The 24,152-nt window shown below is 72.9% G+C and carries 26 protein-coding genes; 15 read left to right on the forward strand and 11 right to left on the reverse strand.

Annotated elements, in window-relative coordinates; all coding sequences use genetic code 11:
- Window positions 1-13 precede the first annotated feature (13 nt).
- Window positions 14-634, reverse strand: coding sequence for a TetR/AcrR family transcriptional regulator (locus ACH4OA_RS33235; RefSeq protein ID WP_365881575.1), 621 nt, complete (start codon window positions 632-634; stop codon window positions 14-16).
- Window positions 635-791: 157 nt separating this feature from the next.
- Between ACH4OA_RS33235 and ACH4OA_RS33240 the strand changes: the two genes are divergently transcribed.
- From ACH4OA_RS33240 to ACH4OA_RS33250, 3 genes are all read left to right on the forward strand, one after another.
- Window positions 792-1,421, forward strand: a complete 630-nt coding sequence (locus ACH4OA_RS33240; RefSeq protein ID WP_365881573.1) for an alpha-ketoglutarate-dependent dioxygenase AlkB — start codon at window positions 792-794, stop codon at window positions 1,419-1,421.
- An 80-nt stretch (window positions 1,422-1,501) separates the two neighbouring features.
- Complete coding sequence (locus ACH4OA_RS33245; protein WP_397937577.1) at window positions 1,502-2,248, forward strand: MBL fold metallo-hydrolase; 747 nt, start codon at window positions 1,502-1,504, stop codon at window positions 2,246-2,248.
- Window positions 2,249-2,279: 31 nt separating this feature from the next.
- Window positions 2,280-3,515 carry a DUF4032 domain-containing protein gene (locus tag ACH4OA_RS33250; protein ID WP_397937575.1) on the forward strand — a complete coding sequence of 412 codons (1,236 nt, stop codon included), beginning with the start codon at window positions 2,280-2,282 and terminating at the stop codon, window positions 3,513-3,515.
- Between the two features lies 1 nt (window position 3,516).
- On the opposite strand, the gene ACH4OA_RS33255 is transcribed toward ACH4OA_RS33250, so the two are convergent.
- Both ACH4OA_RS33255 and ACH4OA_RS33260 read right to left on the reverse strand, forming a co-directional pair.
- Entirely contained in the window at window positions 3,517-4,383 is an 867-nt protein-coding gene (locus ACH4OA_RS33255; protein ID WP_397937573.1) for a universal stress protein, read from the reverse strand.
- A gap of 259 nt (window positions 4,384-4,642) precedes the next feature.
- Window positions 4,643-6,388, reverse strand: a complete 1,746-nt coding sequence (locus ACH4OA_RS33260) for a M4 family metallopeptidase (RefSeq protein WP_397947605.1) — start codon at window positions 6,386-6,388, stop codon at window positions 4,643-4,645.
- A gap of 335 nt (window positions 6,389-6,723) precedes the next feature.
- On the opposite strand from ACH4OA_RS33260, the gene ACH4OA_RS33265 reads away from it, so the two are divergent.
- The 8 genes from ACH4OA_RS33265 to ACH4OA_RS33300 all read left to right on the forward strand — a co-directional run bounded on the left by ACH4OA_RS33265 (window position 6,724) and on the right by ACH4OA_RS33300 (window position 14,292).
- Window positions 6,724-7,938, forward strand: a complete 1,215-nt coding sequence (locus tag ACH4OA_RS33265; RefSeq protein ID WP_397973127.1) for a serine hydrolase domain-containing protein — start codon at window positions 6,724-6,726, stop codon at window positions 7,936-7,938.
- Window positions 7,928-8,605, forward strand: a complete 678-nt coding sequence (locus tag ACH4OA_RS33270; RefSeq protein WP_397973130.1) for an AIM24 family protein — start codon at window positions 7,928-7,930, stop codon at window positions 8,603-8,605. Before ACH4OA_RS33265 ends, ACH4OA_RS33270 begins: the two co-directional genes overlap by 11 nt.
- Before the next feature lie 165 nt (window positions 8,606-8,770).
- The gene (locus ACH4OA_RS33275) at window positions 8,771-9,811 is read left to right on the forward strand and encodes a tetratricopeptide repeat protein (protein WP_397947436.1); all 1,041 of its coding nucleotides are present in this window, start codon (window positions 8,771-8,773) and stop codon (window positions 9,809-9,811) included.
- On the forward strand, window positions 9,808-10,833 hold the full coding sequence (locus tag ACH4OA_RS33280; protein WP_397937565.1) for a polyprenyl synthetase family protein: 1,026 nt from the start codon (window positions 9,808-9,810) through the stop codon (window positions 10,831-10,833). Before ACH4OA_RS33275 ends, ACH4OA_RS33280 begins: the two co-directional genes overlap by 4 nt.
- Before the next feature lie 90 nt (window positions 10,834-10,923).
- The gene (locus ACH4OA_RS33285) at window positions 10,924-11,883 is read left to right on the forward strand and encodes a threonine/serine dehydratase (protein WP_397973133.1); all 960 of its coding nucleotides are present in this window, start codon (window positions 10,924-10,926) and stop codon (window positions 11,881-11,883) included.
- A gap of 168 nt (window positions 11,884-12,051) precedes the next feature.
- Window positions 12,052-13,023: an LLM class F420-dependent oxidoreductase gene (locus ACH4OA_RS33290; RefSeq protein WP_397973135.1), complete on the forward strand. Its 972-nt coding sequence runs from the start codon at window positions 12,052-12,054 to the stop codon at window positions 13,021-13,023.
- A 115-nt stretch (window positions 13,024-13,138) separates the two neighbouring features.
- Window positions 13,139-13,564, forward strand: a complete 426-nt coding sequence (locus tag ACH4OA_RS33295; RefSeq protein WP_365877171.1) for an SsgA family sporulation/cell division regulator — start codon at window positions 13,139-13,141, stop codon at window positions 13,562-13,564.
- A 77-nt stretch (window positions 13,565-13,641) separates the two neighbouring features.
- On the forward strand, window positions 13,642-14,292 hold the full coding sequence (locus tag ACH4OA_RS33300; RefSeq protein ID WP_397973138.1) for a DUF2238 domain-containing protein: 651 nt from the start codon (window positions 13,642-13,644) through the stop codon (window positions 14,290-14,292).
- On the opposite strand, the gene ACH4OA_RS33305 is transcribed toward ACH4OA_RS33300, so the two are convergent.
- The 3 genes from ACH4OA_RS33305 to ACH4OA_RS33315 form a co-directional block, all read right to left on the reverse strand.
- Window positions 14,259-14,783 (reverse strand): DUF6328 family protein, encoded by a 525-nt coding sequence (locus ACH4OA_RS33305; protein ID WP_397973141.1) that lies wholly within the window; start codon window positions 14,781-14,783, stop codon window positions 14,259-14,261. The two genes, ACH4OA_RS33300 and ACH4OA_RS33305, sit on opposite strands and share 34 nt — an antisense overlap.
- A 59-nt stretch (window positions 14,784-14,842) precedes the next feature.
- Window positions 14,843-15,826, reverse strand: coding sequence for an aldo/keto reductase (locus ACH4OA_RS33310; RefSeq protein ID WP_397937557.1), 984 nt, complete (start codon window positions 15,824-15,826; stop codon window positions 14,843-14,845).
- A gap of 87 nt (window positions 15,827-15,913) precedes the next feature.
- Window positions 15,914-17,110 carry an FAD-dependent monooxygenase gene (locus ACH4OA_RS33315; protein WP_397973144.1) on the reverse strand — a complete coding sequence of 399 codons (1,197 nt, stop codon included), beginning with the start codon at window positions 17,108-17,110 and terminating at the stop codon, window positions 15,914-15,916.
- Window positions 17,111-17,449: 339 nt separating this feature from the next.
- On the opposite strand from ACH4OA_RS33315, the gene ACH4OA_RS33320 reads away from it, so the two are divergent.
- The gene (locus ACH4OA_RS33320) at window positions 17,450-17,839 is read left to right on the forward strand and encodes a tyrosinase cofactor (protein WP_397947440.1); all 390 of its coding nucleotides are present in this window, start codon (window positions 17,450-17,452) and stop codon (window positions 17,837-17,839) included.
- A 35-nt stretch (window positions 17,840-17,874) separates the two neighbouring features.
- Window positions 17,875-18,696, forward strand: a complete 822-nt coding sequence (locus ACH4OA_RS33325) for a tyrosinase family protein (RefSeq protein ID WP_397937551.1) — start codon at window positions 17,875-17,877, stop codon at window positions 18,694-18,696.
- Here the strand turns inward: ACH4OA_RS33325 and ACH4OA_RS33330 are convergent, their stop codons facing one another.
- The 3 genes from ACH4OA_RS33330 to ACH4OA_RS33340 form a co-directional block, all read right to left on the reverse strand.
- On the reverse strand, window positions 18,697-19,413 hold the full coding sequence (locus ACH4OA_RS33330) for a ribonuclease H (protein WP_365877159.1): 717 nt from the start codon (window positions 19,411-19,413) through the stop codon (window positions 18,697-18,699). It lies immediately after the preceding gene.
- 34 nt (window positions 19,414-19,447) lie between these two features.
- Window positions 19,448-20,242 (reverse strand): VOC family protein, encoded by a 795-nt coding sequence (locus tag ACH4OA_RS33335; protein WP_397947443.1) that lies wholly within the window; start codon window positions 20,240-20,242, stop codon window positions 19,448-19,450.
- 209 nt (window positions 20,243-20,451) lie between these two features.
- On the reverse strand, window positions 20,452-20,934 hold the full coding sequence (locus ACH4OA_RS33340) for a VOC family protein (RefSeq protein WP_397947445.1): 483 nt from the start codon (window positions 20,932-20,934) through the stop codon (window positions 20,452-20,454).
- Between the two features lie 317 nt (window positions 20,935-21,251).
- On the opposite strand from ACH4OA_RS33340, the gene ACH4OA_RS33345 reads away from it, so the two are divergent.
- A complete protein-coding gene (locus ACH4OA_RS33345; protein ID WP_365877183.1) occupies window positions 21,252-22,136 on the forward strand; it encodes an RNA polymerase sigma factor SigF in 885 nt (294 codons plus the stop codon).
- Between the two features lie 155 nt (window positions 22,137-22,291).
- Here ACH4OA_RS33345 and ACH4OA_RS33350 read toward each other — a convergent pair whose 3' ends face one another.
- Together ACH4OA_RS33350 and ACH4OA_RS33355 are read right to left on the reverse strand one after the other, a co-directional pair.
- Window positions 22,292-22,744: an ATP-binding protein gene (locus ACH4OA_RS33350; protein WP_365877153.1), complete on the reverse strand. Its 453-nt coding sequence runs from the start codon at window positions 22,742-22,744 to the stop codon at window positions 22,292-22,294.
- A 140-nt stretch (window positions 22,745-22,884) separates the two neighbouring features.
- Window positions 22,885-23,295, reverse strand: a complete 411-nt coding sequence (locus ACH4OA_RS33355; protein WP_365877181.1) for a hypothetical protein — start codon at window positions 23,293-23,295, stop codon at window positions 22,885-22,887.
- 343 nt (window positions 23,296-23,638) lie between these two features.
- On the opposite strand from ACH4OA_RS33355, the gene ACH4OA_RS33360 reads away from it, so the two are divergent.
- On the forward strand, window positions 23,639-24,040 hold the full coding sequence (locus tag ACH4OA_RS33360; RefSeq protein ID WP_397937541.1) for a nuclear transport factor 2 family protein: 402 nt from the start codon (window positions 23,639-23,641) through the stop codon (window positions 24,038-24,040).
- The last annotated feature ends 112 nt before the right edge of the window (window positions 24,041-24,152 follow it).

Raw genomic sequence — 24,152 nt, forward strand, 5'->3', positions numbered from 1 at the left:
GTCCGCCGCCGGGCTAGGCGGGACCGCGGCCGCCGTCCGTCAGCAGCGCGGTGAGCAACTGCCCCAGCCAGGCCCGGGCGGCCTCGGTGTCCCGGTCCAGCAGCAGTTGGGTGGTGACACCGTCGTACGCGGCGACCACGGCGCGCGCCGCGCCGTCCGCGTCGCCGAGCACGGCGGGCAGCGCGGTGTGGCCGCCGGCCCGGGAGAGCCGGTCGGCGATGGCCTCGCGGAGCCGGGCGCGGTGGTCGAGCAGGGCCCGGGCGACGACGGGGTCACGGGCGGCGTGCACCAGGAAGTCGGTCTTCACCAGCAGCCAGTCCACGTCGAGCAGCAGCACCTCGGTGACCCGGTCCACGGCGGCGGGCACGTCCAGGCCGGGACCGTCCTGGGCGAGCGCGTCGGCCACCTGGGCCGCGAGGAGCCCGGCGCGGTCCCGGTACAGGGCGAAGAACAGCTCGTCCAGGGTGGCGAAGTTGGAGTAGAAGGCGCCGCGGCTGAACCCGGCCGCCTCGCAGACCTCCTCGATGGTGACCCGGCCGAAGCCCTTCGCCGCGAACACGGTGAACGCGGCGTCGAGCAGCCGGGCCCGGGTGCGGACCCGGCGCCGGGTGACGCGCCGGGGTGTCTGTTCCACCGGTTCCATCGGCACCGCCCCCTCGTTCGATACGCCAGCGTATCCAATACACCGGTGTAGCGAAAGACTCCGGACGCAACGCAGACCGGCATCCGGGGGACCCGCTCGGCCGGTGATCAAATGGAACGCACATTCGATTAAGGAGTACGCTGGACTCATGTCCACGCACCTCCAGGGCTCCCTGTTCGACCAGACCGACGAGCTGCGGCTCGGCCCGCTCGACGGGCTGCGCCGGACCGAGCTGGGCACGGGCGCCTGGATCGACGTCCTGCCGGGCTGGCTGCACGGCGCCGACACGCTCTTCGAACGGCTCGCCGCCGACGTGCCCTGGCGGGCGGAGCGCCGGAAGATGTACGACAACGTGGTCGACGTGCCCCGGCTGCTGGCCCACTACGGCGCGGCCGACCCGCTGCCCCACCCGGTGCTGGACGAGGCCCGCGCCGCCCTGTCCCGGCACTACGCCGAGGAGCTGGGCGAGCCGTTCACCACCGCCGGGCTGTGCTTCTACCGCGACGGCCGGGACAGCGTGGCCTGGCACGGCGACCGCATCGGGCGGGGCGCCCGCGAGGACACCATGGTCGCGATCCTCTCCGTCGGCGAGCCCCGGGACCTGCTGCTGCGCCCGGCCGGCACGGGCGGCGCCACGGTGCGCCGGCCGCTCGGCCACGGCGACCTCATCGTGATGGGCGGCTCCTGCCAGCGCACCTGGGAGCACTGCGTCCCCAAGACCGGCCGGGCCGCGGGCCCGCGCATCAGCGTCCAGTTCCGGCCGCACGGCGTGCGGTGACCAGCCGCCCGCGCCCCCGGACGGGACGCCGATCTGATTGGCTGGCCCTCCACGAACGTCGCACAGGGCTCGGGGAGACCATGCGGGCAGAGGTACGGCAAGTAGCCGACGGCACCTTCCTGGTGCACGGCAACCACGTCAACTGGGTGATCCTCAAGGACGGGGACGCCCTCACCCTGGTGGACACCGGCTATCCCGGAGACCGCCCGGGGCTGCTGGAGTCCCTCACGCAGGTGGGCGGTTCCCCGGAGGCGGTCGCCGCCGTCCTGATCACCCACGCGCACAACGACCACCTGGGCTCCGCCGAGTACCTGCGCGTCGCCCACGGCACGCCGGTGTACCTGCACCCGGCGGAAGTGCCGCACGCCCGTCGGGACTTCCTCCAGCAGGCCACCGTCAAGGACGTCGTGCGCAACGCCTGGCGGCCCGGTGTGCTGCCCTGGGCCGCCCATGTGATCAAGGCCGGCGGCATCGACCACAACCCCGTCACCGCGCCCGCGCCGTTCCCGGCCGACGGCCCGCTGGACCTGCCCGGCCGTCCGGTGCCCGTGCACACGCCCGGCCACACCGACGGCCACTGCGTCTACCACCTGCCGGAGGCGGGCATCGTCGTCTCCGGGGACGCGCTGGTCAGCGGGCACGCGATCTCCCGGATCAAGGGTCCGCAGATCCTGCCCGGCTTCTTCCACCACGACCGCGCCGGAGTGGTGGCCTCCCTGGAGCTGATCGGCGCGCTCGACGGCGACCTGCTGCTGCCGGGCCACGGCCCGGCGCACCGGGGCCCGGTGCGGGCGGCGGCCGAGCTGGCCCGGGGCCGGGCGTCGTAGAACACCCGCTCGGGGCCTTAGGGTTCGTGTCATGGCCTTGCAGATCAGCGCCACGAACCCGGAGCACCCCGCCCTCCTGCTCGCCCTGCCCTGGCAGACCCCGCTGGAGGAGTGGCCCGAGGAATATCTCGTGCCGCTCCCCCGCGGCATCTCCCGGCACGTGGTGCGCTACGCGCACGCGGGCGACGAGGTGATCGCCGTCAAGGAGCTGGCCGAGCGGCCCGCGCTGCGCGAGTACGGACTGCTGCGCGACCTCGACCGGCTCGGCATCCCGGCCGTCGACCCGCTCGCCGTGGTCACCGGCCGCACCGACCCCTCGGGCGCCCCGCTGGAGCCGGTGCTCGTGACCCGGCATCTGCGCGGCTCGATGCCGTACCGCTCGATGTTCGAGACCACCATGCGCCCGGCGACCATGCACCGGCTGATGGACGCCCTCGCCGTGCTGCTGGTCCGGCTCCACCTGGCCGGGTTCGCCTGGGGCGACTGCTCGCTGTCCAACACCCTGTTCCGGCGGGACGCGGGCGCCTTCGCGGCCTATCTGGTGGACGCCGAGACCGGCGATCTGCACCCGCGGCTCAGCCCGGGACAGCGGGACTACGACCTGGAGCTGGCCCGCGTCAACATCAGCGGCGAACTGCTGGACCTGGAGGCGTCCGGCGCGCTGCACCCGTCCGTGGACCCGGTGGAGTTCGGTCACGAGATCTGCACCCGGTACCAGGGCCTGTGGCAGGAGCTGACCCGCACCTCGGTGTACCCGGCGGGCAAGTACCACTACATCGAGCGCCGGATCCGGCGGCTGAACGACCTCGGTTTCGACGTGGCCGAGATGCAGATCGAGCACTCCTCCAACGGCGACACGGTCACCTTCGTGCCGAAGGTCGTGGACGCCGGCCACCACCAGCGCCAACTGCTGCGGCTGACCGGCCTGGACGCGGAGGAGAACCAGGCGCGGCGGCTGCTGACGGACCTGGAGAGCTGGATGGCCACCCAGGACGACTACGCCCCGGGCGACCCCCTGGCCGCGCGGCCGGAAGTGCTGGCCCACCGCTGGGTGCGGGACGTCTTCCGGCCCACCGTCCGCGCGGTGCCGCCGGAGCTGCGCGGCTCCATGGACCCGGCCGAGATCTACCACCAGTTGCTCGAACACCGCTGGTACCTGTCCGAGCGGGCCCAGCACGACATCGGCATCGACACCGCCGTCAAGGACTACACCGACAACGTCCTGCCCCGGGCCCGCGCCCCGCTGGCGGAGGCCGGCCCGGAGTAGCTCACGCGTGCGGGACCACGGCCACCGGGCAGCCGGCGTGGTGCAGCACCCCGTGCGCCACCGAGCCGATCCGCGCGCCGACCGCCGTACGCCGCGCCCGGCGCCCGACGACCATGAGCTGGGCCCGGCCGGCCAGCGACAGCAGCACCTGGCCCGCGCTGCCCATCTCGACGTGCTCGGCGACGGGCACCTGGGGGAACCGCTCCCGCCAGGGCTGGAGTGCCTCGGCCAGCGCTTGCTTCTCGTACGGTTCGAGGCCGCCCGCGTCGTCGAGCAGCTTCAGCGAGCCGGGGCTGTAGGCGAAGACCGGCGGCAGGGTCCAGGCCCGTACGGCGCGGACGGCGGCGCCGCGGGCCGCCGCCGTCTCGAACGCGAACCGCAGCGCCGCCTCGCTGTCCTCGGGGCCGCCGTGCTGGCCGACCACCACGTCCCGGCCGGCCGCCTCCGCGGTGGCGTCGTCGCCGGCCCGGACCAGGACGACCGGCCGGGACGCCTCCGCGATCACCTGCTGGCCGACCGAGCCGAGCAGGAAGCCGACCACCGGACCGTGCCCGCGCGAGCCGAGGACCAGCAGTTCGGCCCCGGCCGCCGCGTCCGCCAGCGCGTCCGCGGCCCCGGCCTCCAGCACGTTGGTGGTCACCGGCAGTCCCGGATACCGCTCCGTCACCGTGCGCGCGGTGTCCGTCATGCCCTGCGCCACCCACTCGCGCTGGGTGTCCCGGCCGGCGGCGGCGAGCGCCTCGGCGTACCGCCAGGCGTGCACCACGCGCAGCGGCAGACCGCGCCGTACGGCCTCCCGGGCCGCCCAGTCCAGCGCGGCCAGACTCTCCTCGGTGCCGTCCACCCCTGCCGTGATCGGGCGTGTCATCCGTGGGCCTCCTCGTCGTCGCGTCCTCGCGGTACCGGTGCCCGCGATCGGGCACCGCCGCGCACCGGGACGATCATCTCCCGGCCGGCAGGCGGAACCGGAATCACCGACCTACGACGCGGCCGGTCCGGGCCGGGGCGCGCCCGCCCGGACGGTTCGCCCGGACAGGCGGATGCCCCGCGCGAGGCGGGGCATCCGGTGGTGCTGTACCGCGCCGGCCCGCATGAGCGGGGCGCGCGGCGTGGGGTGGTGCGGGTCGTCAGCGCGGCGTGTTGGCGGCGGTGACGTTCACGGCGGCCCACGAGGTGTTGACCGTCTTGTACTCGGTGCTGTTCGCTCCGTACAGGTCCTTGGCCGCCTTCAGCGTGGCGATGCGCGCCTGGTGGAAGTCGGTGGAGGAGACCATGTACCGGGTGAGCGCCCGGTAGTAGATGGCGGTCGCCTTGGTCCGGCCGATGCCCTTGACCTTGAGGCTGTGGTAGGTCGGCGAGTTGTAGGTCACCGTGCCGATCTTCTTCTTGCCACTGCCCTCGGCGAGGAGGTAGTAGGCGTGCGAGGAGACGCCGGAACCGGCGTGCACCTCGGTGTAGTAGGTGTCGGCGGACCAGTAGTCGATGGTGCCTTCCAGCTTGTCCAGCGACGGGTGGTCCAGGCGGCGCAGGAACTTCTGCGCGAGGCCCAGCTTCTCACCGATCAGGTAGTCCGGGGTGTCCTTCGTGTTCTTGGCGTAGAACTCGACGTTCGAGCCGAAGATGTCCGCGAGCGACTCGTTCAGCGAGCCCGGCTCGCCGTACTGGTTGCCGTCGGAGTCGACGAAGGTCGGCTGGAGGTTGGCGGTCGCCTCGACCACGCCGTGGGTCAGCTCGTGACCGGTGACGTCGAGGACGACGAGCGGCTTCTTGAACATCTCGCCGTCGCCGTCGCCGTACAGCATGCAGTTGCAGGTCGGGTCCCAGAAGGCGTTGGCGACCTTCTTGCCCCAGTGCACCATCGCCTGGGCGGCCTTGCTGTTGTTGGCGATGCCCTTGCGCTTGAACGTGGACTTGTAGAAGTCCAGCGTCTTGGTGACGCCGTACTGCGCGTCGGCGGCGACCGTGGCCCGGCTGCTGGTCGCGCCGTTGCCCCACACGTTGGTCGTGTTGGTGAACTTCGTGCCGGCGCCGAACTTCTCCGTGTACGAGCCCTTGGCGTCCCGCGTCTCGGTGCCGTACCGGCTCGGATCCTTGAGCTGGTAGTGACCGCGCGAGGTCTGCGTGGTGGTCAGGCCGACGTTGCCCACGAAGAGGGTCTTGCCGGTGCCCTTGGCGGCCGACGGGTAGGCCGCGGCGCCGGTGGCGCCCGAGCCGACCAGGCCGGAGGCGGCGGAGGCGGAGCCGGTGGCCGGGTCCGCGGTCTCGCCGCGCCGGTGCAGGGTGTCGATCAGCTTCGGCGACAGGAACTCGTCCCGGGTGGGCGTGTTGCTGCGCACCTTGCCGGTGACCGCGTCCACGACGACCGTGCGGGCGGTGTCCTGGCCGGTGACGGTGACCTGGTAGGCGAGCGCGGAGGCGCCACCGCGGGCGTCCACCACGAGCCGGGCGCCGCCGGCGTCGCCCTTGGCGGCCTTCGCGGCCTTGGCGGCGGCCTGGCCGGCGGTCAGCTTCGCCTGGCCGGTGGGCTTGACCGCGTGGCCGGCCGCGCGGGTCACGCCCGCGTAGCCCAGCGTGCGGTCGAGGTGGACGACGAGGTCGCCGCCGAGCACCGGCAGGCCGTCGTGGGTGCGCACGAAGCGGACGTGCCGGGCGCCCTCGGGGTCGATCATGACGTCCTGGGCGTGCAGTGCGTCGCCCTGGGAGACGCCGGTCGCCGAGGCGTGGGCGAAGGCCGCGGTGCGCGCCGCCTCCACCACCACCGTGGCGTCCGAGGCGGCGGAGGCGGCGGACCGCTCCGCTCCGGTGGAGGCACTCGCGAAGGCCGTGCCGGCCAGGCCCGTGGCAGCCGTCGTCACCGCGACGGCAACCGCCATGGTGCGTATGTGCGGTCTACGCAATCTGATCAGGGTTCCTTCGTTCGAAGGCGGCCGACATCGTCAACCGCCTTGAGACGTGACGCGGTTGGGCGCCACGGGAGCCGGTCCGGCTCCGAGCGCCCACCCTTGCGGATTAGTCATGCGCACGTAAAGCCGGAATGATCCATTTCGCGAACTTCTATGGCAATCCTTTGCAAATGGACGCCATGGAGTGATCACCGGATGACCGACTGTGTGTCGGCTGTGGAGACGCCGCCCACATCCCCTAGGTTCCCAGGGCGGGATGTGACCGATATCGCATCAGGAACCGGGCCGACGGGAGAGAATACGGGATGGTCTCGACAAGGGTGGGGCGGGGAGCGGTCCTCGGAGCGGTCGCACTGTCACTGCTCGCGGTCCCGGCGCGGGCCGCGGCCGGGCAGCGGGACATCACGGCGGCGCTCCCGGCGCCCGACACCGCGGGCGTGGCCGCGGTGTTGCGCTCGGCGGTGGCCCAGGGCGCCCCGGGAGCGCTGGCTCGGATCGACGACCACGGCCGGACCTACCGGGTGACCCGCGGCGTCGCCGACCGCGCCACCGGGCGGGCCATCGGCACCGACGACCGGTTCCGGGTCGGCAGCGTCACCAAGACCTTCACCGCGGTCGTGCTGCTCCAGCTCGTCGACGAGCACCGCCTCGCGCTCGACGCGCCGGTCAACCGCTATCTGCCGGGGCTGCTGCCGGACGACCGGATCACGGTCCGTCAGGTGCTGAGCCACCGCAGCGGTCTGTACGACTACACGAACGATATGTTCGCCGCCAGCGTCTCCGGCTTCGAGGCGGTCCGCAAGAAGGTCTTCACCTACCGGCAGCTGGTCGCGCTGTCCCTGAAGAAGCCCCGCACCAACGCGCCCGGCGCCGCCTACGCGTACTCCAACACCAACTTCGTCGTCGCCGGGCTGCTGGTCGAGAAACTCACCGGGCAGCCGGTGCGGACCGCCTACCGGAACCGGGTCTTCACACCACTGAAGCTGCGCGACACGTTCTACGTCCACCCCGGCACCACGCTGCCGGGCCGGTACGCCCGCGGCTATCTGACGCCGGACCGGGCGGGCGCCCCGCTGGTCGACGCGACGGAACAGACGGTCTCCTGGGCGCAGAGCGCCGGGGCGGTCATCTCCAGCGCGCGGGACCTCGACGTCTTCTACGGCGCGCTGCTCAGGGGGAAGCTGATGTCGGCCGCGCGGCTGGCGGAGATGGAGCGGTTCACCAAGGTGAACGCCACGACGGCGTACGGCCTCGGACTGCGCCGCCGCGAGCTGTCCTGCGGGGTGTCGGTGTACGGGCACACCGGAGCGGTGCAGGGCTACTACACGTACGCGTTCGCCACGAAGGACGGCGGGCGCAGCCTCACCGCCATGGCCACCACGTCGAACAACGGGAAGGTGCTCGACACGCTGGCCGGGGCCCTGGAGTCGGCGTTCTGCGGGAAGTCCGCGAAACCGGCACACTCCGCGATCTTGGCGGAACGCGGCCGTCCGCGACACCATGCCCTGCATGAAGGGTGATCTCTTTTCCAGTCAGCATGTGGTGCAGCCGGCCGTGGCGCCGGGGATGTACGTCGAGAACGCCAAGTGCGTCAAGTACGCGGTGGACGGCGAGATGTACGCCCGCCAGGGCGCGATGGTCGCCTATCGCGGCAATCTCGCGTTCGAGCGCAAGGGGCAGGGGGTCGGCGGCATGCTCAAGCGTGCCGTCACCGGGGAGGGGCTGCCCCTCATGGCGGTGCGCGGGCAGGGCGAGGCCTGGTTCGCGCACGAGGCGCAGAACTGCTTCATCGTCGAGGTCGAGCCCGGCGACCAGTTCACCGTCAACGGCCGCAACGTCCTGTGTTTCGACGCCTCGCTGTCGTACGAGATCAAGACGGTGAAGGGTTCGGGCATCGCCGGCGGCGGCCTGTTCAACAGCGTGTTCACCGGGCAGGGCCGGCTCGGTCTGGTCTGCGACGGCAACCCGCTGGTCATCCCGGTGTCCGCGCAGGCGCCGGTCTACGTCGACACGGACGCGGTGGTGGGCTGGACCGCGCACCTGCAGACCTCGCTGCACCGGTCGCAGTCCATCGGCTCGATGCTGCGCGGCGGTTCGGGCGAGGCCGTGCAACTGATGCTCCAGGGCGAGGGGTTCGTCGTGGTGCGGCCGAGCGAGCTGACGCCCCAGAAGGCGCAGCAGCACTGAACCTTCCCGTGTGATCCACACCGCACGCGCAACCCCGGCGGCCGTACCCGCGTCTTGACCGGCGACAGACCGAGCCCCGGCCTCTCGGGCCGGGGCATATCTCCGAGACGCTATGCATGCCGTGTAGAGACGCCGTCTATACATCGCGTGCATAGAAGGGTACGCATGTACGGCAAGGCTTTCGCCCCGGAGTACCAGGGCGCCCTGACCACCCTGTCCGTGAACTCCTCGCTCACCGATGTGCTGGCCGAGGCCACCGAGCGGCTGCGCGAGGCGGAACGCGCCGGGCGCGCCGAAGAGGCGGCCCGCTGCGGGCTCGCCGTCGCCGAGGCACACCGGCGGCTCGGCCGGATACAGGACGCCGACCGGGCGTGGAAGGCGAGTTACCGCGCCGCCCGGGAGGCCGGCGACACCGCCGCGATGGCCTGGGCGCTGTGGAGCGGCGGCACCCTGGCCCGGCAGCGCGGACGGTTCCCGCTGGCCTGGCGGCTGCTGGGACTGGCGGCCGAACTCGGCGAGCGCGGCGGGGACGTCGTCGCCCGCGGCTACTCGCTGGCCGGCCTCGCGGAGACCGGCCGCATCCAGGGCGACTACGCGGCGGTCGGCCGGCTGCACGAACAGCTGCTGGCCGAGGCCCGCAAGCGGGGCGAGGCCCGGCACACGGTGTGGGCGCTGGAGGGCATCGCCCAGATGCGCCGCAACACCGGCGACTACGACGAGGCGTACGCCCTGTTCGAGGAGGCGGCGCAGATAGCCGCCCGGGCCGACGACCGGCGCGGGCACGCCTGGGCGCTGCGCGGCCTCGCGGACGTCCTGTCGGTGCGCGACGGCGCCACCGGACGGGCCCTGGAGCTGCTGGCCGAGGCGGAGGCGACCTGCCGGGAGATGAACCTCTCCAGCGCGCTCGCCTACAACCACAAGATGCAGGGCAACGTCCTGTACCGCGCGGGCCGTTACCCCGAGGCCCGCGACCGCTACGAGCTGGCGCTGGCGGAGTTCCGCGCGATGAGCGAACCGCGCGGCGAGGCGCTGTCCCGGCTGGGCCTGGCCAAGTCCCTCGCCCGGCTCGGCCGCGACCGCGCCGAGACCGCCGCCGAACTCGCCGGCCTGGCCCGGACGCTGGAGCGCGGCGGGCTGCGGCACGTACGGGAGATGGTGGTCCGCGCCCAGCGGGAGTTCGGTCTCGAGACGGAGACCGCACGGTGACGGCGCTCGTCTCCGCGGTGCGCGCACCCGCCCCGGGTGTCCTCGCCCGCTGCCGTGAGCTGACCCGGCCGGCGCTCCGGGAGGCGGTAGGCCGGCTGCACCCCTGGGTGGGCGAGATGGCCGCGTACTCCTTCGGCTGGTGCGAGGTCGGCGGAGCGCCCGTCACCGCGCCGGGCGGCAAGGGCGTGCGCCAGGCGCTCGCCGTCCTCGGCGCGGAGGCGGCGGGTGCCGCCGGGCGGACGGGTGTCCCGGCGGCGGTCGCGGTGGAGCTGGTGCACGCCTTCTCGCTGCTGCACGACGACATCATGGACGGCGACGCGATCCGGCGCCGCCGCCCCGCCGTGTGGCAGGCGTACGGCACGGGTCCGGCCGTCCTGGCCGGCGACGCCCTGTTCGCGCTGGCGGTGGACGCCCTCGCCGCCGCGCCCCGGGGCCCCGGGGCGGTGCGGCTGCTCTCGGCGGCCCTCGCCGACCTGGTGCGCGGCCAGGCCGACGACCTGCTGTTCGCCACCCGGCCCTGGACGGGCCCCCAGCGGGTGACGCCGCGGGAGTACCGGACGATGGCCGAGGGCAAGACGGGCGCGCTGCTGGGCTGTGCCGTGGCGCTGGGCGCCGCGCTCGGCGGGGCGCCCGAGGACACGGTCCAGGCGCTGGACCGGGCCGGGCGGCACCTCGGGGTCGCCTTCCAGCTCGTCGACGACGTGCTCGGCATCTGGGGGGACCCGGCCGTCACCGGCAAGCCCGTGGGCGGCGATCTGCGGGAGCGGAAGAAGACGTTCCCGGTGCTGGCCGCGCTCGGCTCCCCGGCGGCCCGGCGGCTGCCCGCGCTGCTCGGCTCCGCCGGGCACGCCGAGGAGGCCGCCGCGCTGATCGAGGCGGCCGGGGGCCGTACGGCGGCGCTGGCCGAGGCGCGGGCCCGGACGGCCGCCGCGCGCGAGCTGCTGGCCTCCGCGCGCCTGGCCCCGGCCGCCGCCGAGGAGCTGACCGGGCTGGTGGACTTCCTGGTGGGCCGCGTACGGTAGGCGGGATCCGGAAAGGCGTTGACCAGCGGCGCCCCGGCGGGTCAAGGTGCGAGCGGCGCGGCCGATCCGCGCCGGAAGGGGTGCAGCACCTTGATCGACATCTCGGACATCGCAGCCGCCGCCGAGCGGATCGCCGGACACGTCGTACGGACGCCGACGGTGCCGAGCCCGGGCCTGGGCTCCCTGCTCGGCGTCCCGGTCACCGCCAAGCTGGAACTCCTCCAGCGCACCGGCTCGTTCAAGGCGCGCGGGGCCGTGGCGAAACTGCTGTCGTTGAGCGAGGCCGAGCGCGCCGCGGGCGTGGTCGCGGTCAGCGGCGGCAATCACGGGATCGCGCTGGCGGTGATGGCGGCGGCCCTCGATGTGAAGGCCACCGTGGTGATGCCGCGCACCGCGCCCGCGCGCTCCATCGCGCTCGCCGGGGACGCCGGGGCCTCGGTACGGCTGACCGACGGCATGGACAGCGCCTTCGAGCTGGTGACGCGGCTGCGGGACGAGGGCCTGACGCTGGTGCACCCGTTCGACGATCCGGTGGTCATCGCCGGGCAGGGCACGGTGGGGCTGGAACTGGCCGAGGACGCCGGGGAGCTGACCGACGTGGTCGTCAGCGTCGGCGGCGGTGGTCTGATCGCCGGGATCGCGACGGCCCTGCGCGCCCTGCGGCCGGACGTGCGGGTGTGGGGCGTGGAGACCGCGGGCGCGGAGGCGATGGCCGGCGCGCTCACGGCCGGCGGTCCGGTGCCGGTGCCGCTGTCCTCCCTGGTCACCACGTTGAGCGCGCCCTCGGCCTCGCAGCTGACCTACGACCATGTGGCCGCGCTCGTCGAGGAGGTCCTGGTGGTGCCGGACCAGGACGCGGTGCGGGGCTGCCTGGACCTCGCCGAGCACGCCAAGGTGTGGGCCGAGCCGGCCGCGGGATGTCTGCTGCCGGCCGCCCGGCAGGTGGTGGAGCGGGTCGGTGACGGCGCCCGGATCGGGCTCGTGGTGTGCGGGGGCAACACGACACCCCGGGAACTGTTCGGCTGGGCGGACCGCTTCGGGCTGCTGTGAGGTGACCGTCGGTGTCGTCCCGCCGGGCGGCCGGCGCGGCTTCCCGCCGCGCCGCACCGCCCAGGCCGCGGCTGCGGCCTGGGACGACACCACGAAGCCGGTCGTCCCGGAACCGGAAGAGTGGGCCGCACCCCGTTTTCCGGCCGCCGAGCCGGGGACTCGCTGCTTATGGTGCAAATCGGATACACGATGATGACCGAGCAGGCCGGCCCCCGGGACCTGGTGGAGCACGTGGTGGGAGCCGAGGAGGCGGGTTTCGACTTCTCGGTGATCTCGGACCACTACTTTCCGTGGCTGCGCTCGCAGGGACACGCCTCGTACGCGTGGAGCGTGCTGGGCGCCGCGGCCCAGGCCACCTCGCGGATCCCGCTGATGACCTACGTCACCTGTCCCATCCTGCGCTACCACCCGGCGGTCGTGGCGCAGAAGGCGGCGACCGTGCAGTTGCTGTCGGAGGGCAGGTTCCGGCTCGGCCTCGGCGCAGGGGAGAACCTGAACGAGCACGTGGTGGGCGGTGGCTGGCCGCCGGCGGACGTGCGCCACGAGATGCTGGAAGAGGCGGTGCACATCATCCGCGCGCTGTTCGAGGGCCGCCATGTCACGCACCACGGACAGCACTACGACGTGGAGTCGGCCCGGCTGTGGGACCTGCCGGAGTCGGCGCCGCCGATCGGCGTCGCGGTCTCCGGCGAGCAGTCCTGCAAGCTGGCCGGACACCTCGCCGACCTGGTGATCGCGACCGAGCCGAAGGCGAATCTGCTGGAGGCCTTCGACCGGCACGGCGGCAGCGGCAAGCCCCGGGTGGGCCAGCTTCCGGTGTCCTACGATCCCGACCGGGGCGTGGCGATCGAACGCGCCCACTCCCAGTTCCGCTGGTTCGGCCTGGGCTGGAAGGTCAACGCCGAGCTGCCGCATCCCGACTCCTTCGAGGCCGCGACCCAGTTCGTGACCAAGGACGACGTCGCCTCCTCCATCCCGTGCGGTGACGACCCGGACGCCTTCGTGGAGGCCGTGCGGCCGTACGCCGAGGCCGGATTCGGGGAGATCGCCCTGGTGCAGATCGGCGGCGACGCGCAGCGGGAGTTCCTGGACTGGTCGGCGAAGACCCTGCTCCCGGCTCTGCGGGAGGCCTTCGCCTGACGCCGCGGGCACCCGGAACACGCCGGGCCGAAGGGAATCGGCCGCTCGGATGAGCATCCTGGGCGATGCCGGGGTACTAGGACGCTCTACGCCGATCATTCCCGGAGGCCCGCGCGTGAACTCGTTCGTGCACAAGACGCTGGTGGTGCAGCTCCTCGCACCCGGTACCGGACGGTGCCCGGTGCTGGCGCATCTGGGCTACGACGCCGACGACCCGTTCGCCGTCACCGCCCTGTTCACCCATGACGGCCGTGTGCTGGCCTCCTGGCGGCTGGACCGGGACATGCTCGCCGCGGGCCTGGCCCGGCCGGTCGGCCTGGGCGACGTGCGGTTGCGGCCGGAGGGCTCCGAGCCCTGGCGCGAACTGCGCATGGAGTTCCTCGGGGACGTCCGGCCGGACGGCGGCCGGCAGCGCGCGGTGGTGTTCGCCTGGGCGCCCGCGGTCGCGGCGTTCCTGCGCGAGACCCACCGGGTGGTGGCGCCGGGACAGGAGCAGGTCCCCGTGGACGAGTTGCTGGCGGAGATCCTTTCCACGGGCTGAGTAGCCGTACTCATGCCGGCGGGGTGACCCCGGCGCCACGATGGGGCTCCACGACGCCTGACGGCAAGGAGCCCCCCGTGACCGCTGTGCACCCCGCCCCGCTCCGCGCGCCGCGCCGTGTGCCGCCCGCGCTCTTCGCCGGGGTGGCGGCCCTGGGACTGACCGTGTCGGCGGTGGGCGCCCGCGACCGCACCACCTGGTTCCTGGAGACGGTGTGGGCCCTGATCGGCCTGCCCGTGGTGGTGCTGGCCTGGCGGCGCTTCCCGCTGACGGGGCTGCTGTGCGGGCTGCTCACGGCGCACGCGCTGGTCCTCGCGGCCGGCGGCCACTACACCTACGCGCAGGTCCCGGCGGGCGACTGGGTGCGCGACACCTTCGGCCTGGACCGCAACCCGTACGACCGCTTCGGGCACCTGATGCAGGGCTTCGTGCCGGCCGTACTGGTCCGTGAACTGCTCAGCCGGACCTCACCGTTGCGCGGCAGCCGCTGGATGGCACCGCTCACCGTGTGCGCCTGTCTGGCCTTCAGCGCCTGCTTCGAGCTGCTGGAGTGGCTGGCGGCCGGGATCGGCGGCCACGGCGCGGACGCGTTCCTCGCGACCCAGGGCGATGTGTGGGACACCCAGTGGGACATGTGCTGCGCGCTGATCGGCGCCGTGCTGTCCCCGCTGCTGCTCGGCCGGGTGCACGACCGTCAGCTGGACGCGCTGTCGGACGCGTCCGTCTGATCGGCCGTCCGGTTGGTGTACCGGTGGCGGGCCCACAGCGGCAGGCCGTACCAGCACACGAGGTACCAGGCGACGACGGCCGCCACCAGGTACGGCACATAACCGTCGTGGGTGGCCACCCGCATGATCAGCAGCAGGGACGACGTCATGGTGGCGAGCAGCAGGACCAGGCCGGCCAGCGTCAGCCGGGAGGCGAGCCGCACCGCCTGCGGTTTGACCGACCGGCCGGAGACGAGCCGGTGCAGGGACACCGGTCCGATGAGGGCGCCGGTCGCGCAGGCGCCCATCACCACGGTCACGATGTAGATCACCTGGTCGGTGGTGGCCAGCCGGCCGTACTTCGGCTGGAAGACGACCGTCAGCAGGAATCCGAAGAGGATCTGCACGCCCGTCTGCGCCACCCGGACCTCCTGGATGAGTTCACCCCACATCCGGTCGGCCCGTTCCTCCTGCGTCTCATCGCGCCCCCGGCGCCGCCCGTCCTGCGTCATGCGGTGCGGATAACCGCCCGGCCGTTCGTTCAAACGAACCGGTGTGCCCGAAAGCGCGTCTACCAGCGGTGTTCGACCTGGTCCTTGATCCGGCGGTCGTAGAGGTCACGGATCGCGGCGGCCGTCTCCGGCGGCAGCGGCGGCAGCTTGGCCGCGGCGGCGTTGGCGCGGGCCTGCTCCGGGTTCCGGGCGCCGGGGATCACCGTGGTCACGCCGTCCTGCTCGATGATCCAGCGCAGTGCGAGCTGGGCCGGGGTGCAGCCCTCGGGGGCGAGCGCGGCGAACTCGGCGGCGGCCTCGACGCCCGTGCCGTAGTCGACCCCGGCGAAGGTCTCGCCCTGGTCGAACGCCTCGCCGTGCCGGTTGAAGGTGCGGTGGTCGTCGGCCGCGAACACCGTGTCCTTGGTGTACTTCCCGGACAGCAGCCCGGAGGCGAGCGGCACCCGCGCGATGATGCCGACGCCGGCCTCGCGGGCGGCGGGCAGCACCTCGTACAGGGGCTTCATGCGGAACGGGTTGAGGATGATCTGCACGCTCGCCACGTTCGGCCGGGCGATCGCGGTGAGCGCCTCGTCACAGGTCTCCACGCTCACGCCGTAGGCGGCGACGCGCTCCTCCTCCACGAGGGTGTCGAGGGCGTCGAACACGGCGTCCGAGGAGTACACCGAGGTGGGCGGGCAGTGCAGTTGGACCAGATCGATGCGGTCGACGCCGAGGTTGCGGCGCGAGCGGTCGTTCCACTCCCGGAAGTTGGCCAGGACGTAGTTCTCCGGGACCTGCGCGAGCCGGCGGCCCATCTTGGTCGCCACGAACACATGCAGGTCCGGACGGCCGCGCAGGAAGGAGGCGATGGTCGCCTCGCTGCGTCCGTCGCCGTACACGTCGGCCGTGTCGAAGAAGGTGACCCCGGCCTCGGCCGCCGCCTCCAGGACGGACAGGGCCACCTTGTCGTCCACCTCCCCCCAGTCGGCGCCGAGCTGCCATGTGCCGAGTCCGACGACCGATGCCCACTGACCCGACCTGCCGATTACGCGTTCGTCCATGGCGACAGTGTGTCATCCGGTGCGACGGCCGGCACGGCCGTGGTGGCTCCTTCGGTGCGGTGGTGCCGGCGGGCGGGCCAGCGCGGGTCAGCGGTGCCGGGCGGTGGCCCGGGCGTGCAGGGCGCGGGCGGCGCGGGGGCCGAGCCAGCGTTTGAACCGGCGCAGCGGCTCCATGCGGCCGGCCGCCCGGTCCAGGCCGTAGTACAGCCGCGGCGGCACGTACGGCAGCAGCGGCGAGTGGCGCTGGCCGAGCAGGGCGAACATCCGGTGCGGGGGCAGCTCGATGTAGCGGGGCAGGTTCTCGTACCAGCGGGCGCTGTAGCGGGCCGCGCTCTGTGCGGACAGCAGCTCGGCGCGGCGCCGACGTTCGTAGGCGGCGAGGGCCTCGGGCAGGGCGGTGTGCGCGCGCAGGGCGCCGGCCAGGCACAGGGCGTCCTCCACGGCGAGGGTGGTGCCGGCGCCGATGGAGTAGTGGGTGGTGTGGGCGGCGTCGCCGAGCAGGACCAGGTCGCCGTCGCGCCAGGTGCGGTTGGTCAGGGTGCGGAAGCGCTGCCAGGAGGCGCCGGGGCGGGCGATGAGCGGGTGGCCGTCGAGGACGCGGGCGAAGAGTTCCTCCAGCAGGGCCAGACTCTCGCCGGGGTCGGCCCGGTCCAGGCCGAGGCCGGTGAGGGTCTCCGGGGAGCACTCGACGACACAGGTGCTGTGGCCGCCGCCGTACCCGTAGCCGTAGGCCCAGATCCAGCCGTGCGCGGTCTCGGTGAAGGCGAAGGTGAAGGCGTCGAAGACCCGGGTGGTGCCGAGCCAGATGAAGGGGTTGCGGCCAGCGGAAGTCTCGGTGCCGAAGTGGTCCGCGCGGCGGGCGCGCAGGGCGCTGTGGACGCCGTCGGCCGCGACGACGAGGTCGGCGCCGGCGGGCGGCCGGGTCACCTCGCTGCCGTACTCCAGGCGGACGCCGAGGCCGCGGGCCCGGGCGGCGAGCAGGTCGAGCAGCCGGTGCCGGCCGATGCCGAAGCCCTCGTCGCCGTGGTGCCGGGTGGTCAGGTCGCGTACGTGGGCGACGCCCTCGCTCCAGCGCACGGAGTGAGCCTCGATCTCCCGCGCCAGGACGGGGTCGTGTTCCCCCAGCCGGTCGAGGAGGCCCCGCCAGTACGTCACGCCCCAGCCGTAGGTGGAGCCCTCGGGGTCGCGTTCGTGGACGGTGACGTCGTGCGCCGGGTCCTGCCGCTTGAGCAGGAGGGCGAGACAGAGTCCGGCGGGCCCGCCTCCGACGCAGACGACCTTCACACGCACACTCCTGACAGTCACCCGACGCAGCCGGTCGAAGACGGAGGGTAGCAGGGACGGCGACCCTCCCGATCGCGTCAGTCTGGGGTGGTGAGCCGCGCCACTCGGGCGGGCGGCGACGGGAAAGGATCAAGGAAAACCGGGGCGGTCCGGCAAGGAATTACCCGTTCCGGGGCGGACCGGACCACCGGGACGGCAAGATCAACTTCGTTCAACTCTCTACGACATGTGGTTAATTGTCCGGATCGGAGCCAACCGGTTCCGCACGATTTCTCCTGCTCCCACAGGTCCCGATAGGCATGCCTCATCACCGCAGAACCACTCTCGGGGAGGACCCGCATGCCCGACATCACCCGGCGCCGCGCGCTCACCACGGCGGCCGCCGTCGCCGCCACAGCCTCGGCCGCCGTCGCCCTGGCCGCCCCCGCCGCGTCCGCCGCGTCCGCCGCCGTCCGTCACGAGCCCACCGCGCCCGGCTCCTTCGACGAGGTCTACCAGGGCCGCCGGATACAGGGCCGTCCGGCGGCCGGCGGCGGACACCACCACGAACACGGCGGCGGCTACGAGGTGTTCATAGACGGCGTGCAGCTGCACGTGATGCGCAACGCCGACGGAAGCTGGATCAGCGTCGTCAGCCACTACGACCCGGTGCCCACCCCGCTGGCCGCCGCCCGCGCCGCGGTGGACGAGCTGCAGGGCGCGCCGCTGCTGCCGTTCCCCGCCAACTGACCGCCCACGCAAGGACTCCGGGAGCACCGCGCACCATGACCGTACGCAAGAACCAGGCCGCCCTGACCGCCGACGAGAAGCGCCGGTTCGTCGCCGCCGTCCTCGAACTGAAGCGCGCCGGACGCTACGACGACTTCGTCCGCACGCACAACGAGTTCATCATGTCGGACACCGACAGCGGCGAGCGGACCGGCCACCGCTCGCCCTCCTTCCTGCCCTGGCACCGCAGATTCCTGCTCGACTTCGAGCAGGCGCTCCAGTCGGTGGACTCCTCCGTCACGCTGCCGTACTGGGACTGGAGCACCGACCGCACCCTGCGGGCCTCGCTGTGGGCGCCGGACTTCCTCGGCGGCACCGGGCGCAGCACCGACGGCCGGGTGATGGACGGTCCGTTCGCCGCGGCCACGGGCGACTGGCCGGTCACCGTGCGCGTCGACGCCCGTACGTTCCTGCGCCGCTCGCTCGGCACCGCCGTGCGCGAGCTGCCGACACCGGCCGAGGTGGAGTCGGTGCTGGCGATGGCGACGTACGACATGGCGCCGTACAACAGCGCCTCGGACGGCTTCCGCAACCATCTGGAGGGCTGGCGCGGGGTCAACCTGCACAACCGGGTGCACGTCTGGGTCGGCGGCCAGATGGCGACCGGTGTCTCGCCCAACGACCCGGTGTTCTGGCTGCACCACGCCTACATCGACAAGTTGTGGGCCGAGTGGCAGCGGCGGCACCCGGACGCGGGGTACGTGCCGACGGGCGGCACCGCGGACGTGGTGGACCTCGGCGAGACGATGAAGCCGTGGAACACCGTGCGCCCGGCGGACCTGCTGGACCACACCCGGTTCTACACCTTCGACGCCTGATCAGGCGTCGGCGGTCCGGCACTCCGGGTGGCCCCAGCCCTGCGCGTTCTTGGCGATCTTCTCGCCGGCCGCGTAGGACCGGCCGCACAGGCAGCGGCCGGGGAACTTCGCCTTGATGGTCCGCGCGGACGCACCGCCGGTCCGGGCGGCCGCTCCGCCCGTGCGGGCGGGTGCCTTCCGGCGGGGTGCGCCGGCCGTCGCCGGGGTGTCGGGCGAGGGCGGGGGCTGCGGCGAGCCGAGTGCGCTGCCGGCCTGCTCCTGCGCGGAGGCCGCCTGGCTGGCCGCGCGGTCGGCGAAGTCGTTCAGCGGGTCGCCGTCGACCTGGTGGGCGGGCACATAGCGGAACTCGACCGACCGGCCGCCGAGCAGTTCGTCGATGCGGACGACCAGGTCCTGGTTGGCGACGGGCTTGCCGGCGGCGGTCTTCCAGCCGTTGCGCTTCCAGCCGGGCAGCCAGGTGGTGACGGCCTTCATCGCGTACTGGGAGTCCATCCGGATCTCCAGCGGCACGTCCGGGTCGACGGCCGCGAGCAACTGCTCCAGGGCGGTCAGTTCGGCGACGTTGTTGGTGGCCCGGCCGAGCGGGCCCGCCGCCCAGCGGGCGGGGGTCCGCTCGTCGTCGTCCGAGACCACCCACGCCCATCCGGCCGGTCCGGGGTTTCCCTTCGAAGCCCCGTCGCACGCGGCCACCACACGTTCACGCATGCGCTCGATCATGCCATGGCCTTCGCCCGGCCCGTGCCGGGGCCGGTCACACGTCCCTGAGCCGGGGCATCTCCCCCTCGGTGGTGGTGACGTCGATCACCGAGAAGTCCGCGCCCTGCGGGTCGCTCAGCGCCGCGAACCGGCCGAAGGGGCTGCTCATCGGTCCGAAGCCGAGGATCCCGCCCAGCTTCACGGCCCGGCCGACGGCCGCGTCGCAGTCGTCGACGGCGAAATAGACGTTGATGTACGACGGGACCTCCGGCGGGAAGTCGTCGGTCATCCGCATCCGGCCCAGGACGGTGTCCTCGCCGACCTCGAACATCCGGAAGTCGACGGCCTCGTCCTCGATCTCCTTCATCCGGTACGGGAAGACGGCGCAGAGGAAGGCGTCCGCCTGCTCCGGCTCCCTGGTGAACACCTCGGCCCAGCAGTAGGCGCCGGGGGTGGCCGTCGCCTCGAAGCCCTCGTGAGCGCCCGCCTGCCAGATGCCGAACACGGCACCGCTGGGTTCCCGGGCCAGGCACATGGTGCCGAGGCCGCCGACCCGCATCGGCTCCATCAGCACCTCGCCGCCGTGCCCCCGGACCTTCTCCGCGGTGGCCGCGGCGTCCGGCGAGGCGAGGTACAGGCACCACTGCGACCGGCCCTCCTGGCCGGGCACGGGCGGGACGACCGCGGCGACGGCCCTGCCGTCTGCGTAGGCCTGGGTGTAGTGGCCGTACTCCGACGACGACTCGCCGAAGGTCCAGCCGAGGACGTCGCCGTAGAACCGCTTGGCTCCCTCGACGTCGCTGAACATCGCGTCGGCCCAACAGGGCGTTCCTTCGGGTTGCACGGCCATGCTGGCGGCCCTCCTGGTGCGGTGTGCCCCGTTTGTTCACGCTAGTCATCCGGGGTCCGGGCCGCGCGCCGAGCCGGGAGCGGCGTGCGGGCCGCGCTTCCGACCCGGGAGCGGCGTGCGGGCCGCTTCCGGGCGGGGACGGCATGCGGGCGGCGCTTCGGGGCGGGGACGGCGTGCGGGCCGGGCCCGCGCTCCGCCCGCCCGCTCCGCTACTCCCCCGCGTACGCCTTCTCCAGCTCCGCGGCGTCCAGCTTGCCCATGCCCATCATGGCCCGGGTGGCGCGCGCGGCCTTCCGCGCGTCCGGATCGGCGATCATCCGCAGCAGCGGGGCGTAGACGACCTGCCAGGACAGGCCGTACTTGTCCTTGAGCCAGCCGCACGAGCCGCCTTCGCCGCCGTCCTCGGTGAGCTTCGTCCAGTAGGAGTCGATCTCCTGCTGGTCGGCGCAGAGGATCTGGAAGGAGACGGCCTCGTTGAACGTGAACTGGGGACCGCCGTCGAGCGCGAGGAACCGGTGTCCGTTGGCGGTGAACTCCACGGTCAGCACGGAACCGGCCGGGCCGGGCCCGTCCTCGGGCCAGCGGACGACCCGTCCGACGGCGGAGTTCTCGAAGACCGACACGTAGTAGTGCGCGGCCTCCTCCGCCCGGCCGTCGAACCAGAGGCAGGTGAGGAATCCGTCGGTGGTCATGAGCGCCTCCCGGGGCGTGTGGCGGAGTGGGGAACACGTCATCGTCATGGAGGAAGACCCCCGCCGGGCGCGAAACTCATCGGTGCGGCCACAGTCGCGCCCCTGAGGGAAACCCAGGGTGGTGACCGGCTGTTTCCCGCCAGTGCGGCACGACATGGGCATGCACGGCGTGACCGGGGGTACCCGGGCCGTGAGCGGTTCGGCGAGGGTGTATGACCTATGGAAAAGTGGGTACGCGCTCGGCACCCGAGCTGGACGGCACCGAACACAGAGACCGTAGAGGCACACGTCGCACCGTGACTTTCGTGGGAGAGGCAATGAAGACCGCCGCCGGGACCCGGTCGGAAGCAGAGGTCGTCGAGCAGACCGAGCAGGACAGCACGGGCGGGCTGCCCGGCATCGCGGACCCGGCGTCCGTCGCCCCGCGGGACGCGCGCGAGCTGTCCCGCCAGTTCTTCCGCCGGCTGACCGAGCTGGAAGAGGGCACGCACGCGTACCAGTACGCGCGCAACACCCTCATCGAGATGAACATGTCGCTGGTGCGCTTCGCGGCCGGACGGTTCCGGGGCCGCGGCGACGACATGGAGGACATCGTCCAGACCGGCATGATCGGTCTGATCAAGGCGATCGACCGGTTCGAGCTGGCGCGCGAGGTGGAGTTCACCTCGTTCGCGCTGCCGTACATCGTGGGTGAGATCAAGCGGTTCTTCCGGGACACCACCTGGGCCGTCCACGTGCCGCGCCGCCTCCAGGAACTGCGGGTGGAGCTGGCCAAGGCCCGCGAGGAGCTGTCCAGCCGGCTGGACCGGGACCCGACGGTCGCCGAACTGGCCACGCTGATGAACCTCTCCGAGAACGAGGTGATCGAGGCGCAGCTCGCCTCCAACGGCTACAACTCCGCCTCCCTGGACGCCGCGCTCACCGGTGACGGCCCCGAGGACGGCGAGGCGGTGCTCGCCGACTTCATCGGTGTGGAGGAGGAGGGCCTGCGGCTCGTGGAGGACTTCCACGCGCTCGCCCCGCTGATGGCGGAGCTGAGCGACCGCGACCGGCAGATCCTCCACCTGCGGTTCGTGGAGGAGGCCACGCAGGCGGAGATCGGCGAGCGGCTGGGCTGCTCCCAGATGCACGTCTCGCGGCTGATCAAGCGGATCATCGCCCGGCTGCGGCAGGGGATGCTCGGCGAACTGGGCTGCGCCTGACCCCGGTGCCCGGGAGGCGCCTCCATCGGGAAGCGCCTCCCCCGGCTCCCCCGGCATCCTCCGGCGACCGGGAGCCGTACAGCGGTCCTCGCCGGCGCGAGGGGGCGACGGTGTGGAGCGCTTCTCGGCGGGGCGACGTTTGTGTTCTCGACGGATCAGCGGTTCAGCGGGAAGACGGCCCGGACCCGCTTGCCCACGGGGACGCGTTCCACGGTGACCTCCGAGGCCAGCGCGTGCACGATCTCCAGCCCGTGCCGGCCGACGCGCTCCGGATTCTTCGGGAACCTGCGGGGCAGCGCCGTACTGCTGTCGTACACGGACACCGCGACCGAGGTGCCCGTGCCCTCCAGCTCCAGGATGTACGGGCCGCTGCTGTGCCGGTCGGCGTTGGTGACCAGTTCGCTCACCAGCAGCAGCAGCTCGCCGTCGGCACGGCTGTCGGCGGTGGCGCACCACTCGGTCCGCAACTGCTGGAGGAACTGGGCGGCGAAGGCACGGGCCTCGGCGATGCAGCCGGGGTCGCCGGTGTAGTGCGCGGCGCGGCGCAGCGGTTCCACGGGTACGTCGAAACCACTCGGTATCACTGCCCCGCCCAGATGCTCCGTCATGCTGTCTCTCTCGAATACCCGGTCCGGCCGGTCGATGGTGCACCAGTCCTCGTACCCCGAGTCGGGGCCTCCAGTCCACCCGAACCGCGCGTCGGCGGCACACAGTGGTGAGTGTCACCAAGACGCGGCCGGGCCGCCGGTCAGGCTACGGGAAGGACCAGCCCCGGTATGGTCCGCTGCATGCGCAGCGCGTCGACGGACTCGGCGAGCAGCTCGTACTCGGTGGTCTCGTCGCCGGTCACGATCCGCACCAGCCTGCCCGCCGCCAGCTCGTCGGCGACCAGCTCCTGCCGGTCCGGATCGCCGCACCAGGCGCGCAGCACGGCGGGTACGTCGGGCACGGTGTCGGCGACCGGCACGAGCGCGTTCGGCGGGAAGTGCGCGGTCTCGGGCCGTGGGTCGAGCCGGTCCGCGATCCAGCTCGCGCGGTCGCGCAGCCACCACAGGGCGAGGGCGAGCGTAGGAGCCCGGTAGGTGCCGAGGGGCACGCCGATACGCCGTCCGCCGCAGACACCGTACGCCGTGACATGGCACAGGAACTCGTCGTGCATGCGCCCTCCCCCGTCCGCGGCGTTCGCCAGTCGGCGGGCCTCGCTCTCGGTGCGGCTCATGTGCGGTGGGTGATCGGGCCTTCGCTGGAAGTGAAGGCCGCACAGACGAGTATGTTCACCGCTGAATCACTGTCACCATGTCTTTCCGGCCAGTCTGTTGGCATATTCAGCGCGCCCGCTGGCCGGAATCCTGCGGCTCCGCGACGGCTCCGAGGGGCCCGGCCATGACCTCCGGGGTAATCGACGGGCCGCGACCGCGCCGGGCAGGGTGGACCCACCGGGTCGCCGCAGGCCGCGTCCGGTTCCTGACCAGTAACGATCCTTCGACGGAGGCTGATCTCCCATGTCCGCGACCACTCACCGTGACGTGACCACCGACCGTTACGCGACCGCCGTGGCCCGGTATTTCGACGCCTGGAACGCGACCGGCCCGCGGCAGCCGGCGCAGGCGGTAGCCGCCGCCTGGTCCGAGGACGGCGGATACACCGACCCGCTTGCCGACGTGCGCGGGCACGACGAGATCGCGGCCGTGATCGCCGCCGTCCACGAGCAGTTCCCCGGTTTCGTCTTCCGGCCCCTCGGCGCCGTGGACGGCCACCACCACACGGCGCGCTTCTCCTGGGAGCTGGTGAGCGAGGCCGACGGGTCCGCGCCGGTGGCCGGCTCGGACGTGCTCACGCTGGACGCGGACGGCCGTATCCGCTCCGTGCTCGGCTTCCTCGACCGGGTGCCGTCCGGCGCGTGAGGAGCCGCCGCACGCGTGAGCCCGGCCACCCTGGGCGGGCGGCCGGGCTCGTGCGGGGGCGGGCTCGTGCGGGAGCGGGCGGGCTCGTGCGGGGGCGGACTGTCCCCCGCCG

It is taken from the genome of Streptomyces sp. NPDC017095 (genome assembly GCF_044332325.1).
Lineage (GTDB): Bacteria > Actinomycetota > Actinomycetes > Streptomycetales > Streptomycetaceae > Streptomyces.